The sequence below is a fragment of the Pseudomonas sp. PSPC2-3 genome (assembly GCF_049898265.1).
In the GTDB taxonomy this organism is placed as follows: Bacteria; Pseudomonadota; Gammaproteobacteria; order Pseudomonadales; family Pseudomonadaceae; genus Aquipseudomonas; species Aquipseudomonas veronii.
Genome location: NZ_JAFCXJ010000004.1, coordinates 427704 through 442088 on the forward strand (window position 1 = coordinate 427704; position 14385 = coordinate 442088).

General features: G+C 56.4%; 16 protein-coding genes. 2 read left to right on the forward strand and 14 right to left on the reverse strand.

Features of this window, described 5'->3' with window-relative positions:
• Positions 1-2 precede the first annotated feature (2 nt).
• From ACP7E3_RS12005 to ACP7E3_RS12060, 12 genes are all read right to left on the reverse strand, one after another.
• Entirely contained in the window at positions 3-1769 is a 1767-nt protein-coding gene (locus ACP7E3_RS12005) for a ParB family protein (RefSeq protein WP_056791333.1), read from the reverse strand.
• On the reverse strand, positions 1766-2002 hold the full coding sequence (locus ACP7E3_RS12010) for an Arc family DNA-binding protein (RefSeq protein WP_056791336.1): 237 nt from the start codon (positions 2000-2002) through the stop codon (positions 1766-1768). The genes ACP7E3_RS12005 and ACP7E3_RS12010 overlap by 4 nt, the downstream gene beginning before the upstream one ends.
• Positions 2003-2036: 34 nt before the next feature.
• Positions 2037-3038, reverse strand: a complete 1002-nt coding sequence (gene yejK / locus ACP7E3_RS12015; RefSeq protein ID WP_056791339.1) for a nucleoid-associated protein YejK — start codon at positions 3036-3038, stop codon at positions 2037-2039.
• The gene (locus ACP7E3_RS12020) at positions 3038-3277 is read right to left on the reverse strand and encodes a type II toxin-antitoxin system HicA family toxin (protein ID WP_082587753.1); all 240 of its coding nucleotides are present in this window, start codon (positions 3275-3277) and stop codon (positions 3038-3040) included. Before ACP7E3_RS12020 ends, yejK begins: the two co-directional genes overlap by 1 nt.
• A complete protein-coding gene (locus tag ACP7E3_RS12025; protein WP_056791341.1) occupies positions 3274-3795 on the reverse strand; it encodes a hypothetical protein in 522 nt (173 codons plus the stop codon). Before ACP7E3_RS12025 ends, ACP7E3_RS12020 begins: the two co-directional genes overlap by 4 nt.
• Before the next feature lie 162 nt (positions 3796-3957).
• Positions 3958-5307 carry a replicative DNA helicase gene (gene dnaB, locus ACP7E3_RS12030; protein ID WP_020303016.1) on the reverse strand — a complete coding sequence of 450 codons (1350 nt, stop codon included), beginning with the start codon at positions 5305-5307 and terminating at the stop codon, positions 3958-3960.
• The gene (locus tag ACP7E3_RS12035; protein WP_056791344.1) at positions 5304-5522 is read right to left on the reverse strand and encodes a hypothetical protein; all 219 of its coding nucleotides are present in this window, start codon (positions 5520-5522) and stop codon (positions 5304-5306) included. The genes dnaB and ACP7E3_RS12035 overlap by 4 nt, the downstream gene beginning before the upstream one ends.
• Positions 5506-6225, reverse strand: a complete 720-nt coding sequence (locus tag ACP7E3_RS12040) for an HNH endonuclease signature motif containing protein (RefSeq protein ID WP_056791347.1) — start codon at positions 6223-6225, stop codon at positions 5506-5508. The genes ACP7E3_RS12035 and ACP7E3_RS12040 overlap by 17 nt, the downstream gene beginning before the upstream one ends.
• A complete protein-coding gene (locus ACP7E3_RS12045; protein WP_056791350.1) occupies positions 6222-6920 on the reverse strand; it encodes a DUF2786 domain-containing protein in 699 nt (232 codons plus the stop codon). The genes ACP7E3_RS12040 and ACP7E3_RS12045 overlap by 4 nt, the downstream gene beginning before the upstream one ends.
• Positions 6920-7678: a hypothetical protein gene (locus ACP7E3_RS12050; RefSeq protein WP_056791353.1), complete on the reverse strand. Its 759-nt coding sequence runs from the start codon at positions 7676-7678 to the stop codon at positions 6920-6922. The genes ACP7E3_RS12045 and ACP7E3_RS12050 overlap by 1 nt, the downstream gene beginning before the upstream one ends.
• A 1-nt stretch (position 7679) precedes the next feature.
• Entirely contained in the window at positions 7680-8540 is an 861-nt protein-coding gene (locus tag ACP7E3_RS12055; RefSeq protein ID WP_056791357.1) for a ParA family protein, read from the reverse strand.
• A 305-nt stretch (positions 8541-8845) separates the two neighbouring features.
• Positions 8846-10846, reverse strand: a complete 2001-nt coding sequence (locus tag ACP7E3_RS12060; RefSeq protein ID WP_241561604.1) for a hybrid sensor histidine kinase/response regulator — start codon at positions 10844-10846, stop codon at positions 8846-8848.
• A gap of 487 nt (positions 10847-11333) precedes the next feature.
• On the opposite strand from ACP7E3_RS12060, the gene ACP7E3_RS12065 reads away from it, so the two are divergent.
• Together ACP7E3_RS12065 and nadA are read left to right on the forward strand one after the other, a co-directional pair.
• Positions 11334-12116, forward strand: a complete 783-nt coding sequence (locus ACP7E3_RS12065) for a hypothetical protein (RefSeq protein WP_426123243.1) — start codon at positions 11334-11336, stop codon at positions 12114-12116.
• 241 nt (positions 12117-12357) lie between these two features.
• Positions 12358-13416: a quinolinate synthase NadA gene (gene nadA, locus ACP7E3_RS12070; RefSeq protein ID WP_017847137.1), complete on the forward strand. Its 1059-nt coding sequence runs from the start codon at positions 12358-12360 to the stop codon at positions 13414-13416.
• A 63-nt stretch (positions 13417-13479) separates the two neighbouring features.
• On the opposite strand, the gene ACP7E3_RS12075 is transcribed toward nadA, so the two are convergent.
• Positions 13480-13968, reverse strand: coding sequence for an RDD family protein (locus ACP7E3_RS12075; RefSeq protein WP_017847138.1), 489 nt, complete (start codon positions 13966-13968; stop codon positions 13480-13482).
• 105 nt (positions 13969-14073) lie between these two features.
• Positions 14074-14289, reverse strand: coding sequence for a cold-shock protein (locus ACP7E3_RS12080; RefSeq protein ID WP_017847139.1), 216 nt, complete (start codon positions 14287-14289; stop codon positions 14074-14076).
• Positions 14290-14385 lie beyond the last annotated feature (96 nt).

A 14385-nucleotide genomic window follows, 5' to 3' on the forward strand; every position in this document is an offset into this window, starting at 1 on the left:
AATCAGCTAGGTGAACTCGGATTGTTGTTGGCCATTGACTTGATTTCTAAGTCGATCAAACGTCTTGCGAGACGAATAATTCGAAAGAGCTTCACCAGCGCGCCATCGCTCAGACGATTCGTGTTCTCTGGAGATTGATCCTTGGCATAGGGCTGACCCAATAGGATCTGGCCGAGACCTGCAGCAAATTCGAAATCGGCAAGTGAACCAGCCTGTTCAGGCTGTTGCTGAATCATCTTCAGCGCGATGGCGATTGAGCCGCTCAATGATTGGAGCAGCGTCAAAGTGTGCTGGGCTGTAGCGGTGACTTCGACGTCTTCAGTTGGATGTCGATAGCTAAAGCCCACCCCTCCGTCGAGGTCCAGGAATTCACCAGGTGCATTGACTGTGGTCGCAACTTCCCGTGCCAACTGAGCGATATGCTGACGCAGGGTGACGGGATTATCGATCTCGCGTTCGATGTACCAGAGGTCAGAAATGGGATTCAGTCCACCGGCTTGAACCGGGATGGCCACCAAAGCATTGGCCGCGAAGTCAGGCAGAATCTCCCCATCAAGCGCCGCGACTTCGCGCTTCATCTTTTCGACCCTTGCCGAAGTCGTCACTGGACTCGCAATGTGCCCGTCCAGCCGACTCTTTTGCTCTTCGAGACTCATGTGCGCCAATGGAGGTGGCGTAACCTGCGGTTTGATTGGATCTTTGCTTTTTTGTTGTGCTGTGTTGGTTTGAATCGCTCCCCCGGTTTGGGGGGCGGGCGACTGTTGTGCCGGATTTTGAGAGGGAGGGTTACCGATCTCGGTCGAGCTAACACCCTGCGGAATACCACCCAAGGTTAAGCTGGGTTGAGGCAGTTCGAGTATCGGTGTGGATCTGCGCAATTGGTCCTGATTCTGGGTAATCTCCAGCAGGATTTTCTCGTACCCGAGATTCAGTGGCTTTTGCAGTTGAGCTATCAACTCGTCCTGGAAGCGCTGAAACAGAAACTCTTCGGCATCTCCCTCAAACTGAGACAGAACATCTTGGAAGACTGTTTCGAATTCAAGAGGCAGCTCGTTTCCATGCTGCTGATAATTACGCTCCCAGCACTGAAGGGCGGTTTTTCTCAAACCTAACAGTTTTATAACTCGATCAAATCCGAGGCCGGAGTACAACATTGCAGGAATTACAGGAAGCAAGTAGCGAATAGCATCTTGCATTCTGCTGATGTGGGGCTGAGAGATCGGATACCCGTCAGCTTTCAAACGTCGAGAGAGTTCACTTTGAGATATCGATCCGCCTGCTTCCTCCTCATATAGCGCTCTTGCCTTATCGACACCAATTGCCCGCTCGATGAACAGCAGTTGCCCCTGCAGATCGTTTTCGGCCAAGTGCCCGGTGAGAGAAATAATCTCCCCCCGGACTGCATCCCATGGACGAAACAGGCAGTGGAACCTGAAGAATTTCTCGTCCCCAGTCTCACGATACAATTCGTTGAGAATCGCCAAGCGAGTGTTGCCTCCGTTCCGGATTCGGAACTTCTCCTCACCAGGCTTACGGGTCACTGGCGGTGGCGTATCCAAGCCACGCTGACGGATCGACTCCTTAATGTCGTCGTATTTAGGGTTGCGCGTGGTCCGTGGGTTTTCGTCATACGGCAGCGTATCGTCCAATGTCAGCAACATCGGTGTGTCGACGATGGGGTCGCTCAAGCGAGCAGCAGCTGGCGACTTGGATTCAAATCCAGGAAGCTGCAGCTTTTCTTTCATAGTCTGTGCCAATGACGGTTTCATACTCTTGCCCCAGCTTGCTCATTGGCCGGAGCTGCAGCCATCAGTTGGTCAATGATCTTGTGGGCTCGATCCAAAGCGGCTTCAAGCCCCGCGGTCGCTTCCAGGCGGTGAACGATTTCCGAGTTCATTGACCGGGTGTTTTCACGTGCCTGCAGTGCGATTCGCTCGCGCATTCCGTCCGGAAGGCGGACTACGAATTTTTCTTCGAGCTGACGTTTGGTTTCATTGCTCATAGCGTTCTCCATTACTTATCGGGCAGGGGTATGTTCAGCGACGTTTCAACTGATCACTGAGTTGGGTAGGCAAACCTTTGATGGTGAGCGTGCTTGAAGCCTCGTCGTACTCGATCTTGTCGCCCAGGAGGTGCGCTTCGAAGCTGATGGATAAGCCTTCGGCGCGGCCGGTGAAACGGCGGAACTGGTTGAGGGTGCGCTTATCCGCCGGGATTTCCGGCGACAGGCCGTAATCCTTGTTGCGGATATGGTCGTAAAACGCTTTTGGCCGATCTTCATCAATCAAGCTCGACAGTTCTTCCAAGCCAATGGGCTCGCCAAGCTTGGCCTGGCTGCTGGCATAGTCCACCAGGGTCTTGGTTTTCTCGCGTGCGGATTCGTCCGGCAGGTCTTCGCTTTCAACGAAGTCGCTGAAAGCCTTGAGCAGGGTGCGGGTCTCGCCCGGGCCGTCGACGCCTTCCTGGCAGCCGATGAACTCGCGAAAGTACTCCGAAAACTTCTTGCCGCTCTTGCCCTTGATAAATGAGATGTATTGCTTGGATTGCTTGTTGTTCTGCCACTGGGACACGTTGATCCGCGCTGCCAGGTGCAGTTGGCCAAGGTCTAGGTGACGCGATGGGGATACGTCCAAATCGTCCGTCACCATGACGCCTTCTCTGTGTTGCAGCATGGCGATCGCCACATAATCGGTCATGCCTTGTTGATAGTGCGCGAATAGAACGTGGCCACCCGTGGACAGATTTGACTCTTCCATCAATCGTTGCAGGTGCTCGACTGCCTCCAGGCTAAACTGCGTGAAGTCCTGGTTACCGTCGAAGTACATCTTTAGCCAGCCACTGAAAGGGTATGCGCCGGACTCTGCATGGAAGAAGCCCCACGCTTTACCTTGTTTTGCGTTGTAGGCTTCGTTGAAGTCGGACAGCATATTTTCTAGGGCTTGCGACTTCGCCAATTCGTGTTGGCTGGCATCCAGGACCGCAGGTGTGCCGTCGGGCTTCTTGTCGATCCAGTGAACGATGCAATGACGAATAGGCATTAGATGGCTTCCTGAGTACGTTGAGGTTGAGTCCGATCAGCGCGACGAAGTCGGGCCTTAGCGTTGAGGCCTGAGCGGTGATCGCTTGAGGTCGATGAGGTGTAAATGGACCCAAGCCCAGCTTTGGTGAATTTGATGTGGCCACCGTGAGTTCGAGAGACGGTCCAGCCGTTAGCCTCAGCAAACTCCACCAAGTGGCGAAGGTTCTCGTGCTGTCCACGTAAACGGCTGACGGTCATTGATCAACATCCTTGTCTGCCAGAACGTTGCCGGCCTGAATCGCAATGATTTCAGCCTGATCACCAGGAAACTTGGTACCCAGCTCATGTAGAAATTGACGTGTTGCTTCACGTGCGCCTGGCACGCGGAATACAACGCTGCAGTGTTGAACTGGCTCTGGATGTTGCAGGTGGGACATCACAGCCACTTTCAACGAGCAGCTTTGGAGATGACGGGGAACCCAAACCGACCAGAAGTAGCTTGAGAGCAACGCACCTGCGCAGAGCAGTTCGACGGTGAGCGTTGAACTTGCTGTTTCGGATACCTCGATGTAACCGAGCTTCTGAAACTCCAGAAGATCGCCACGCATACTCAACGGGACCACTGTGCTGTGGTCACGAGCAAGGCGACCAATCGATTGAGCAAGAGCGTCCAGTTCAATGGGGTTGATCCCCGTTTTATGAGCGTGAACCACGGCCGAGGATTCGAATCCTGCACCGGCATGAATGTTTGGGAAAAGTGAGGCGTTACTGTGCATCTGGCACCTCCAGAAGCTCCTCGATGTCATAGCTATTGCAAGTTGGGCAAATCAGCACGTCCACTTCATCGTCAGGGGAGGCCGGTACAACTCCACTCACCTGATGTATCGGATGGTGACCGTCACAACTACGGCACCAATGAGAGATAGCGGGAGTTTTTTTCATGGCTGAACCCCTTGCCAGCCACTGCTAGCACTGAGATTTGCAAAGCGGGTTTGGTGTGGAATAAAGGCGGTGCGCACCGTTCCGGTCGGGCCGTTACGAGCCTTGCCGATGATGATTTCTGCAATGCCTTTGTGTTCGGTCTCCGGGTGATACTTCTCGTCGCGGTACACGAACATGATCAGGTCCGCGTCCTGTTCAATGGCGCCGCTGTCACGCAAATCGGCGTTTATTGGGCGCTTGTTTGGGCGGCGCTCCAGTTCCCGATTGAGCTGAGAAAGGGCGACTACAGGGCAGTTCATCTCCTTGGCCAGCGCTTTAAGTGCTTGGGAGATAGCGCTGATTTCATTCGCCCGGTTTTCTTGACCTGGGCAGCGCATGAGCTGCAGATAATCGATAAGGATCAGGCTCGGGTGGCCGAACCGGCGAGCTGCACGCCGGGATTTGGCCCTGATCGCACCAGGTGTAAGACCTGATGAGTCGTCTATGACCAAGCGCTCACCGTAGCTATTGATGCGCGAAACTGCGGCGGTCAGTTTCGGCCAGTCTTCGTCATCGAGCTTGCCCTTCAACAGCTTGCCAAGGTCGAGATGGCCAAGGATAGCCATCAGTCGATAGAGCAGCGCTTTAGCGGGCATCTCCATGCTGAAAACCTGGACCGTACGATCAGGCTTTGCCTGCAGCGCTGTATCCACAAAGTTCAAGGCCAGAGATGTTTTACCCATCGACGGACGTGCGCCGAGGATGATCAAGTCGGCTTCCTGGAAACCAGACGTCATCTCGTCCAGATCGTCCAGACCTGAAGGCACGCCGGTCACCACTACATCACCATTGAAGTGCTCATCGATTTGCTCGACGACCGCCGTCAGGCACTTGTTGATGTTGACGAACTCCGACGCGCTTTTACCTTCCCCCAACGCGAAGAGTTGCTGCTCGATGGACTCCTGAACTTCCGTGGCGTCGGCCTGCGGATCTGTAGCTTCGCGAGAGCACTGGTAGCCCAGGGTCATGAGCTGCCTGAGCTGAGAGCGGTTACGTACGATGAATGCGTAGTGCTCTATGTTGGCCACTGACGGTGTGTTTTTGGCTAATTCGCCGAGGTAAGCGAGGCCACCCGCTTCGTCGGGATTCTCCAATGCGTCATGTACGGTCACGATATCGAATGGAATGGCTTTGTCGGCCAGGCTGGCAATAGTCCCGAACAGCAACCGATGGTCGTGCCGAAAAAAATCCGAGTATTCCAGCTTGTCTGCGACGAGATCCCAGGCGTTATTGTCGAGCAGCAGCCCGCCTAATACGCCTTGTTCTGCCTCGACGGAGTGGGGGGGGGAGAGGTCGAGGTGGTTCATTTCAACGGCTCCTGACCAATCTGCATAAAGCCGCTTCCACTAACCGCGTCCAGAGCCTTCACCATCGCCACTTCGACCTTGGCCGAATTGATCATCACCTGCGCAACTTCGGCCACGGCTTTGGCGCGATCGAGCTCCATTGGCTTGTCTGGATCCAGCAGGCCTTCAATAGTGGCGAACAGGTGGTTACGGAGATCCTCAATCTTGTTTTTCATGTTCAGCCTCACGAATGGTGCGCTTGAGTTTGCCGATGGCGCGAATGGCGGACTTCAGCTCTTCCGGATAGCGATGGATGGTGTTGCGGCGCATACGCTCCGCTCGTGTGAGCAGCTCTAGATTGTCGAGAGCGATATGGGCCTTATTACCGTCCTTGAAGCACACGCATTGGTTGATGGGCACGGGACCGTAGTGCTCTTCCCACAGCAGGATGTGCACACCTTGCCAATCAACTGGTGGGTAGCCGGTGTCAGCGATTTTTCGCTGTTGATACCCGTCTGGTGTTGTGCGCAGGCTGCCAATCGGGAGCCAGTTCTCGGGCCGGTTTCCTGCCTTGAACTGTGTTGTTGCCATGCGGCCGACTGAGGGGAGTCCCTTGACGCCTTTGTTCCAAGGGGTCATGCCCTTGGCAAAGCGGTGGTCCGAGCCTGAGCTACCATCAAATCGGCCACAGAGATTGCTGCTTAGGAATTCAGCGCTCTTGGATATGCCAAGGCGTTTGGCCTTGGCATAGACCTGATAGACGCTGAGTCCGATTTCATCGGCCAGGGCCTGGGTCGTTTCGTTGGGATAGCGGGCAATGAGCATGCGCTCCTCAGCCTCACTCCAAATATGATGCTTTTGAACCGGCACAAAACCCAATCGGGAGCGCGCATGCTCCAAGGTAGCCTTAGCCAGAGGGGACAGACATTGACGTGTCATTGCCCACCTCCGGAAATGAGAGCGGTGTGGCCTGTTTTCCCTACACCGTGGTGGAGCCGAACGTTTTGCCCTTGATTCCAACCTGCGGTTAGCGACCCGGTATCGTGGCCTTTGGCTTCACGGGACTGGATCTCGAAGGTTTTCAGCATTGGATGGTGGTGTTCCAAGTAGGCGCTGATAGCTTCGCTTGCTTCACTGTCCATAGAGCCGGCGAATTGAGCCACTTTGTAACTCACGGCGTTTATCCAACCTTCGGCAAACAGAGCGCCGCGACGACGCTTGGTTTTCAGTTGGCATCGCTTTTGTTGGGCTACATGCTCACGGCGTGCTGCCACCAATTGGTGAAGCATTGCGGAATACGCGTGTGCAGTGAGCTCTGGCGAAATACCTTTGCCCAGGAACTTGAAGGACCAGCCCTGTAAAGGGTTGTAGTAGGCAATGTGTTGGCAATCGAACGCTCGCGCACACGTCTGAGCGAGCAGGTGAAGCCAATCTTGTGGAGCCCGGCGGGTATGTGTGGCAACGCTCGCTTCATCAACCGTATGAGCCGCAACCTCGATGGCTTCGAGGTTGTACTGCTTCATCAGGTTTCGGGCTTGACGAAGCGCTGTTTCTACTTCATTCGGCGATGCACCGTTGGAGTTGGCCAGTGCAAAGCATTTAGCAACTTTTTCAAGAACTCTTTGCTTATCCATCACTCACCCCCTTCCTGCTGGGCACGAGGAGAGAGCGCCTCTGACCAAAGTCGCAGTGTTTCCTCTTCATCCGCTGAGAGATAAACCTGGGCGCGACAGTCCGAAACCTTCTGTTTCAACACATTGAGACGGTCCTGGACGCTGGAACCATCGTCGTAAGCAATCTCCTGCTCGATAGCTTGCACAACGTCATTGCGCAGGGAGAGCACCGTGCTTATCCAGAACGCATTTGGGCTGGTCCAGCCAATGAGCTTTCGTGTTCGGGCAGGCGACAGGTAATCACGGAGCCTGAGATTGAACTCACCAGGGGAATACCCATTCCTGAAAACGTCTGCGCGATTGAGCGTCAGCGCTGTTTTAAGAATATCGAGGAGAGGTTCCAGAGCTGCTGGGTCAGGGACGAAAGGTTCCAGATATGTTTCAGCTACAAGGCGCTTCGCTTCTGCATCTCGTGCTTGTTGACGCCGCTTGGCCACGTTTTCGTCGCGGCCGCGCTTCTCCTTTGCGTGCCGTATGTTCGAGTTTACTGACTCAATAAGCTTCGCGGCGTCCTGCAAAAGCTGACGCTGTTCAAAGCTCAAGTGAGCGCCTATACGGCCGGGTAGATGCGTACCACTTGTCAGGGAATGGATGTCACGAGCGGTACCACTAAGTTTGGCTTGCAAGCTGCGTAATTGTTGAGCGCTGTAGTACTTGCCAATCTCAAGGATGACGTCTGCAGAAATGCTGCGAGCATCGGTGATAGAGGGCTTTGCCATCTCAACGATCCTCCCTCAGCAATTTTGCCACCTTCTCTTCGGTCATGGCCTCGAAGCGGTCGCGCCATTCTGGAAAGAGCTCAATGGCCAATTGCCGGATGACTACTAGGGCTGCTGGGGATTTGCGGTTGGAAGGCTGGCGATATTCCAGGCGGTGTGCTGGAACGCCTTGGGACGCAGCGCTACGAAACACCACTGCAGTGGGAATAATGCTGTCCAAAACGCTGATTTCTTCATTGTCTTGGAATATTTCGCGGACTGACTGCTCGATCACCTGCGCGTCGGTGGTTTGATCAAGGTTGTTAATTGCGATCCGCACGGGAGGAATTTTCATACCCAGGCGCCCATATGCACGGAGGCCATCCAACATCTGCATGGTTCCACGGCTGAATTCGCGTGCGGCGAGCATGTTGGGTGGAAGAGGGGATATGACCAAGTCAGACGCGAGAACTACCATTTCCAACATGGCCGATCTGGCACCTTGGGTGTCAATCAGTACCAGGTCAAAATGGCCTTCGAATGCCGGCATCAGATTGGCCAGTCGCAATCTGCCGTCCGGTGCCTGCAGGAGCAAGCTGTTCAATTGGTTATTTACGTCGTTCGAGATCACCAGGGACAGATTAGGAATCGTCGTGCTGGAGATGATCTTGAGGGAGTCGGTGATATTGAACGCGAGCAGGTCATAGATGCCGCCCTGAGCTTCCTCGACCAATTGGTAATACGAGGAAAGCGAAGGCTGGGCGGGATCCAGATCGATTAGGAGGGTGCGAAGGCCCGCGTCCGCGCAGAATGCGCCGAGGTTGGCCTCAATGGTGGTTTTACCAACGCCGCCTTTGGTCGAAACGACCGCAGTGATTTTCATGGTTTAGAGCCTCTAATGTGAATTCATTAGAGGCTGCATCGAAAATCGGGTAGATTCTGACCCATAACCAATTGGTTTCGAGACCTGAAAACCAGTTGGCTTTTAACCAATTGGTCGTAGGTTCGAATCCCACACGACCCACCATTTTTGGCGGTTTAGAAAATCCGGAAGGCCCACGCAAGTGAGGATTTCCGGGTTTTTTTTTGCCTTGTGAAAAGCCCGTGCAAGCTGCCAAGTCCCACCACATGCAACCCGCCTTCCGATGCTGAAAGGCGACAGCGTGCTGATCCTAAAGTCGCGTCGACCTACTCCACCCCCATCAAGCCGCCCAGACGGCCCTTGACGACCTTTTGCAGGAGCAAGGCCAGCGTCTCGGTGGCATAGGGTTTCTGCAGCAGTACAAAACGCTTGGCTTCTTCTTGGGCAATGCGCGCGTATTCGTCGTTGTAGCCGGTGGTGAGCACCACCGGCAGCCATGGATAGAGCGTTTCGATCGCGTCGAGCAGTTCCAGGCCGCTCATGCCGGGCATGGAGATGTCGGAGAACACCACCTGGAAACTTTCCGGGTTGGGGGCCAGGGCTTCCAGTGCGCTCTTGGCGTCCGGCACCCACAACACGTGAAAGCCCATCTGTTCCAGGGTCTGCGAGGTGTAGAGGCCAACGTCAGCATTGTCCTCGACCATCAGCACGCACAAGTTCGAGATGATCGGTACGCGATGGTTGTCCTGGGCGGTCGGGATCGTGCTGGCCTCGACCTTGGGCAGGTACAACGTAAACTGGCTGCCTTTGCCGCGTTCGCTCTGCACCAGAATCTCCCCGCCCGACTGTTTGGCAAAACCGAACACTTGCGACAAGCCCAGCCCGGTGCCTTGGCCGATGCCTTTGGTGGTGTAGAAGGGTTCGAAGATGGCGTCGAGTTTTTCCGGCGCAATGCCTGATCCGGTGTCGCTCAATGCGATGGTCACGTAGTCGGCGACCCGCCCCGGGTGGGCGCGCACCGACGGCAGCCAGGCGGCTGTCGTGACCTGGATGGTCAAGTGGCCATTGCCGGCCATGGCATCCCGCGCATTAACCACCATGTTCACCAGTGCGGTATCGAACTGGCTTTCATCGGCGTTTATAAAGCAGGGCTCATCCGGCACTTCGATGGTGACCTTGATCCGCGAGCCAGTCAGGCTGTCCATCATCTCGCCCACCCGCAACACGCTGTCGCCGACATTGAATACTTCCGGGCGCAGGGCCTGGCGGCGGGCGAAGGTCAGCAGTTGCGCGGTCAGGCGGGCGGCGCGGTCGACGGTGCTGGCGATGGCATCGATGTATTTGATGCGCCGCACTTCGCTCAGGGATGGGGTCTTGAGCAGGTCGGCGCAGGATTTGATTACCGTCAGCAGGTTATTGAAGTCGTGTGCGACGCCGCCGGTGAGTTGGCCAATGGTTTCCAGTTTCTGGGATTGGCGCAAGGCATCTTCCGACAGGCGCAGGGCGTCCTTGGCTTCTTCTTCGGCCTGGATATCCCGGCCCACCGCATGGATGTAATCGCTGTCGGGTACGGCGGTCCAGGCGATCATGCGATAGCTGCCATCCTGGTGGCGGTAACGGTTCTTGAAGTTGGGGAAGTTCTTGCCGTCTCCCAGGCGGCTGACTGCCGATGCGGAGTCGGCCAAGTCGTCCGGGTGAACCAGGGCCAGCAACTGGCTGCCCACCAAGTCGTGTTCGGCGTGGCCGAGCATGCGAGTCCAGGCTGGGTTGACGGCGGAGATCACGCCGTCGAGTTGGGCCACCAGCATCAGGTCCGGGGACAGGCGCCAGATGCGGTCGCGGTCGCGGGTGCGTTCCACCACCCGCTGTTCCAGGGACTCGTTGAGCTTGCGCAGTGCTTCTTCGGCTTCACGCAGGGCCGTGATGTCGCGGGATACGCAGAGGATCTGTTCCGGCCGGCCGTTACTGCCCAGGATCGGGCTCACCTGTACATGCCACCACTTCAGGTTACCGGCCAGGGTCTGGGCCGGGCCGATAAAGCTGGCGCTTTCGCCGTTTCTGGCGGCCTGTACGGCGGCCTTGGCGTCTAGGTTGCCTTGATCCTGCCAGAAATCGGGCCAGGAGCAGCCACGGATGGTGTTGAAGTCACTGACCTCCATGATGTTTTGGCCGCCTTCGCTCATGAACGTGAGGCGGGCATCGAGATCGAGTACTTGGATGCAATCGTTGATGCTGGCCAGTACGCGCTCGGTGAACGCTTCGTTTTGGCTCAGGCCGGAGGTGGCCAGTTCGCTGACCTCAGAGCCCATCCCGACGGTGCTATTCATTTGAGTTTGGCCGAGCGGGTTAAATGGCCTTCATCATGTCATTAAGATACCTCCCCCCACCAGCGACTTCCTTGCGCACTGCACTGCTTTTGCTGTGGGAAGGCATTGGATAATGCCGGCACGTTCTGTACATATTCCTACGAGCGATCGCGCGGTATGTGTGGCGTTGACTTACAGCTCCTGAGTCTGCGCGATGCGGCAAAGAGGCGGTTTTTTTGACGTGGCTCTTTGCCACTTATTTCGGCTTTAATGCTGTCAATACGCGGCGTATCTTGGCTAGATTGGAGGCTAAGCTTTCAAGACATGGACTGTCATGACTACGCTAACTCCGATCATCGCTAGCAATCCCCTCATTGTTCGCGCTGTAGCCACACCGCTCGCCATTTCGGCGAACACTGTCGATGTCTTGCCGGTGCGACCTGCGTCGGTGGTCAGCCTCGGTAATCCGGCTGCCGATGTCGTTGATATCTACTCCCGAGACGGGCAGATGCCGGGTCGGGAAAGTGTGCGGGCCTGGGAAAATAGCAGCCAGGACGCAGTCAGCAAGATCATCAACACCCGCTTTAACTCGACCTCCACGGCCAGTCGCTACAGCGGCTTGGGGGCAGCATTGGTGGCGCAGTTCGCCAAAGGCGGCGGCGCGGACATTTCACAGTCGGTGCTCAACACCACGGCCGACCGGGCCGGGAGCGATAAAGGCTTGCTGACCGGTCTGGCGGACTTCAAGGCTTCCCTCAAGCAGGCCGTAGACAGCTCCAACCCGATGCGCCCTTCAGAGGTCGACAGCTTTTCTTACAATGTGTCGCAAAAAAACCAGGTTAATGGCCGCAGCAGCGCGGATCGCAGTGTCACCAAGAACCAGCAATCGGTGCTTTCGGCGAGCTTCCACAAAGGCCTTGATGGTGGGAAACCGCCGGTGTTTGATGGCAGTCGCGAATCGCAGAATTACCTGTATGTGCACGTACAGGACAGGGTCAGCAGCACCGCGAGCTTTGCCTATACAGACAGCCAATTGACCCGTGCTTCCGTCACACAGTCGGCTTCCCAGAATACCCACACGCAGAAGTATGTGATGGCCAACCTGGTAGAAGACACCGTGGTGCCGAAGGAAGGCTCATCCAAGCGTGACTACTTGGCGCTGCTCGAACACGCGGGCAGGGAAAGCAAAAAATCCAAGGATGCGCTGGAGCAGTCGACGTTGAAGGATGCATTGGCGAAGATGCATGACTCAGTCCTGTTGCAGGATGATCCGGATGTGCTGATGCGCTGAGGTTCATCGTGGTCAACGCGCGAAGCCCCAGTGATGCGCCTTCGCGTTTTTTTTTGCCCGACAGATGCGTCGCGCCATGCCAGATTAGGCTTTTGAATCCATTCGATATTCTGTAGCCTTGCGCAGCTTCACCTTAACCCGTGCTTGATGACATCATCACTTCGTCCGGCGGCGCCTGAAGGGCTCCAGAGCCGGTGGTACACTCGACTTTCGCGCAACGGCGCCTGCAGGTCTTGCGAACATGACGCAAATTTCCGAACGCCTTCTGGTTCAAGCCCACCTCGACGCCAAGCAGCCCAAGGCCCTCAGTGCCGAGGAAGAGGCTAGCCTGCGTACCGCCATCGCCGCCGAGCTCAAAGCTCAGGACGCGGTGCTGGTCGCCCACTTCTATTGCGACCCGGTGATTCAGGCCCTGGCCGAAGAAACCGGGGGCTGTGTCTCCGACTCCCTTGAAATGGCACGCTTCGGCGCTGCTCACCCGGCCAAGACCGTACTGGTCGCCGGTGTGCGTTTCATGGGCGAGACGGCCAAAATCCTCACCCCCGAAAAACGCATCCTGATGCCGACCCTGGAAGCCACGTGCTCCCTCGACCTGGGCTGTCCGGTGGAGGAGTTTTCCGCGTTCTGCGATCAACACCCCGAACGCACGGTGGTGGTGTATGCCAACACCTCGGCGGCGGTCAAGGCGCGGGCGGACTGGGTGGTGACTTCCAGTTGCGCGCTGGAAATCGTCGAAAGCCTGATGGACAACGGCGAGACCATTATCTGGGGGCCGGACAAGCACCTAGGTACTTACATTCAGCGCCAGACCGGTGCCGACATGCTGCTGTGGGACGGTGCGTGCATCGTCCACGAAGAGTTCAAGTCCAAGCAGCTGGAAGACATGAAGGCGCTGTACCCGGACGCGGCGATCCTGGTCCACCCGGAATCCCCGACCTCGGTGATCGAACTGGCGGATGCAGTGGGCTCCACCAGCCAACTGATTGCCGCCGCTCAGCGTTTACCGAACAAAACGTTCATTGTCGCCACCGACCGCGGCATTTTCTACAAGATGCAGCAGCTGTGCCCGGACAAGGTCTTCGTCGAAGCGCCTACCGCCGGCAACGGCGCGGCGTGCCGCAGTTGCGCGCACTGCCCGTGGATGGCGATGAATACGCTGGAGCGCACGCTGCAGTGCCTGCGTGAGGGCAGCAACGAGATCTTCGTCGAGCCTTCGGTGATCCCGCAGGCGGTGCGCCCGCTCAAGCGCATGTTGGACTTCACTCAGGCCGCGCGCCTGAAGCTGGCCGGCAACGCCTGACCCGGTCGAATATGTGGGAGGGGGCTTGCCCCCTCCCACATTTTGATCCGCACCAGCAGGGCGTTATTTTTTCCGCTTCGGAACCTGCACCAACTGCGTGTCAGAATAAATGTCGTGCCAGCTGCGTTTCTGCTTGTCGAACAGTGACCAGATAAACCCCAGCCCCACGCACAACCACGATGCAATCGACACCACAAAGCGCAACAGCGCCTGCCACAGGCTGATCCGCGAGCCGTCGGCGTTCTGTACGCGCACGCCCCACACCTGCATGCCCAGGGTCTGCCCGGAATGGGTCCAGAACTTGGCGAAGAAGCCAAACAGCACGAAGAACAGAATCGTCGACAGCAGCGGGTCGCCGTCCAGCGCGCCGGATTCGGTGAGAGTACGCATTTTGGCTTCGCCCACGAATGCGATCCACACCAGCTTGTAGAGAAAGGCCGTGACAATCAGTAGCGCCGTGCAGAGGAGGAAGTCATAGAACATCGCTGCCAGACGACGGCCCAGGCCAACGGCGGGGAAGTCGCCTTGGGGGCTCAGCAGGGGTTTGGACATGGCCGGCTCTCTGAAGAAAAAAAGCATTTTACGGCGCAATGCCCTTACCGCGCCCATAAAAAAGCCCCTGATGTCACCATCAGGGGCTTTTTGTCGCAGGAGGGATCAGCCTTCGGCGATCACTTCGTCAGCCTGCATGCCTTTCTGGCCTTGCACGGCGACGAAAGACACTTTCTGGCCTTCTTTCAGGCTCTTGAAGCCGTTGCCCTGAATAGCGCGGAAATGCACGAACAGATCCGGACCGCTTTCTGGAGTGATAAAACCAAACCCTTTCTCGTCGTTAAACCACTTGACGGTACCGCTCTGACGTTTATCCGACATTTTCTTATTTCCTTGACGCTAAAAATGAATGACAGCCCCTTTCGCATGAAAGAGTACTGGGCTGGGTTGCAGGAAAGTAAGAGACGTCGAACGGGT

Coding starts and splice junctions, on each gene's coding strand:
- ACP7E3_RS12005 (WP_056791333.1), bottom strand. CDS start 1,769: ATGAAACCGTCATTGGCACAGACTATGAAAGAAAAGCTGCAGCTTCCT.
- ACP7E3_RS12010 (WP_056791336.1), bottom strand. CDS start 2,002: ATGAGCAATGAAACCAAACGTCAGCTCGAAGAAAAATTCGTAGTCCGC.
- yejK (WP_056791339.1), bottom strand. CDS start 3,038: ATGCCTATTCGTCATTGCATCGTTCACTGGATCGACAAGAAGCCCGAC.
- ACP7E3_RS12020 (WP_082587753.1), bottom strand. CDS start 3,277: ATGACCGTCAGCCGTTTACGTGGACAGCACGAGAACCTTCGCCACTTG.
- ACP7E3_RS12025 (WP_056791341.1), bottom strand. CDS start 3,795: ATGCACAGTAACGCCTCACTTTTCCCAAACATTCATGCCGGTGCAGGA.
- dnaB (WP_020303016.1), bottom strand. CDS start 5,307: ATGAACCACCTCGACCTCTCCCCCCCCCACTCCGTCGAGGCAGAACAA.
- ACP7E3_RS12035 (WP_056791344.1), bottom strand. CDS start 5,522: ATGAAAAACAAGATTGAGGATCTCCGTAACCACCTGTTCGCCACTATT.
- ACP7E3_RS12040 (WP_056791347.1), bottom strand. CDS start 6,225: ATGACACGTCAATGTCTGTCCCCTCTGGCTAAGGCTACCTTGGAGCAT.
- ACP7E3_RS12045 (WP_056791350.1), bottom strand. CDS start 6,920: ATGGATAAGCAAAGAGTTCTTGAAAAAGTTGCTAAATGCTTTGCACTG.
- ACP7E3_RS12050 (WP_056791353.1), bottom strand. CDS start 7,678: ATGGCAAAGCCCTCTATCACCGATGCTCGCAGCATTTCTGCAGACGTC.
- ACP7E3_RS12055 (WP_056791357.1), bottom strand. CDS start 8,540: ATGAAAATCACTGCGGTCGTTTCGACCAAAGGCGGCGTTGGTAAAACC.
- ACP7E3_RS12060 (WP_241561604.1), bottom strand. CDS start 10,846: ATGAATAGCACCGTCGGGATGGGCTCTGAGGTCAGCGAACTGGCCACC.
- ACP7E3_RS12065 (WP_426123243.1), top strand. CDS start 11,334: ATGCCGGGTCGGGAAAGTGTGCGGGCCTGGGAAAATAGCAGCCAGGAC.
- nadA (WP_017847137.1), top strand. CDS start 12,358: ATGACGCAAATTTCCGAACGCCTTCTGGTTCAAGCCCACCTCGACGCC.
- ACP7E3_RS12075 (WP_017847138.1), bottom strand. CDS start 13,968: ATGTCCAAACCCCTGCTGAGCCCCCAAGGCGACTTCCCCGCCGTTGGC.
- ACP7E3_RS12080 (WP_017847139.1), bottom strand. CDS start 14,289: ATGTCGGATAAACGTCAGAGCGGTACCGTCAAGTGGTTTAACGACGAG.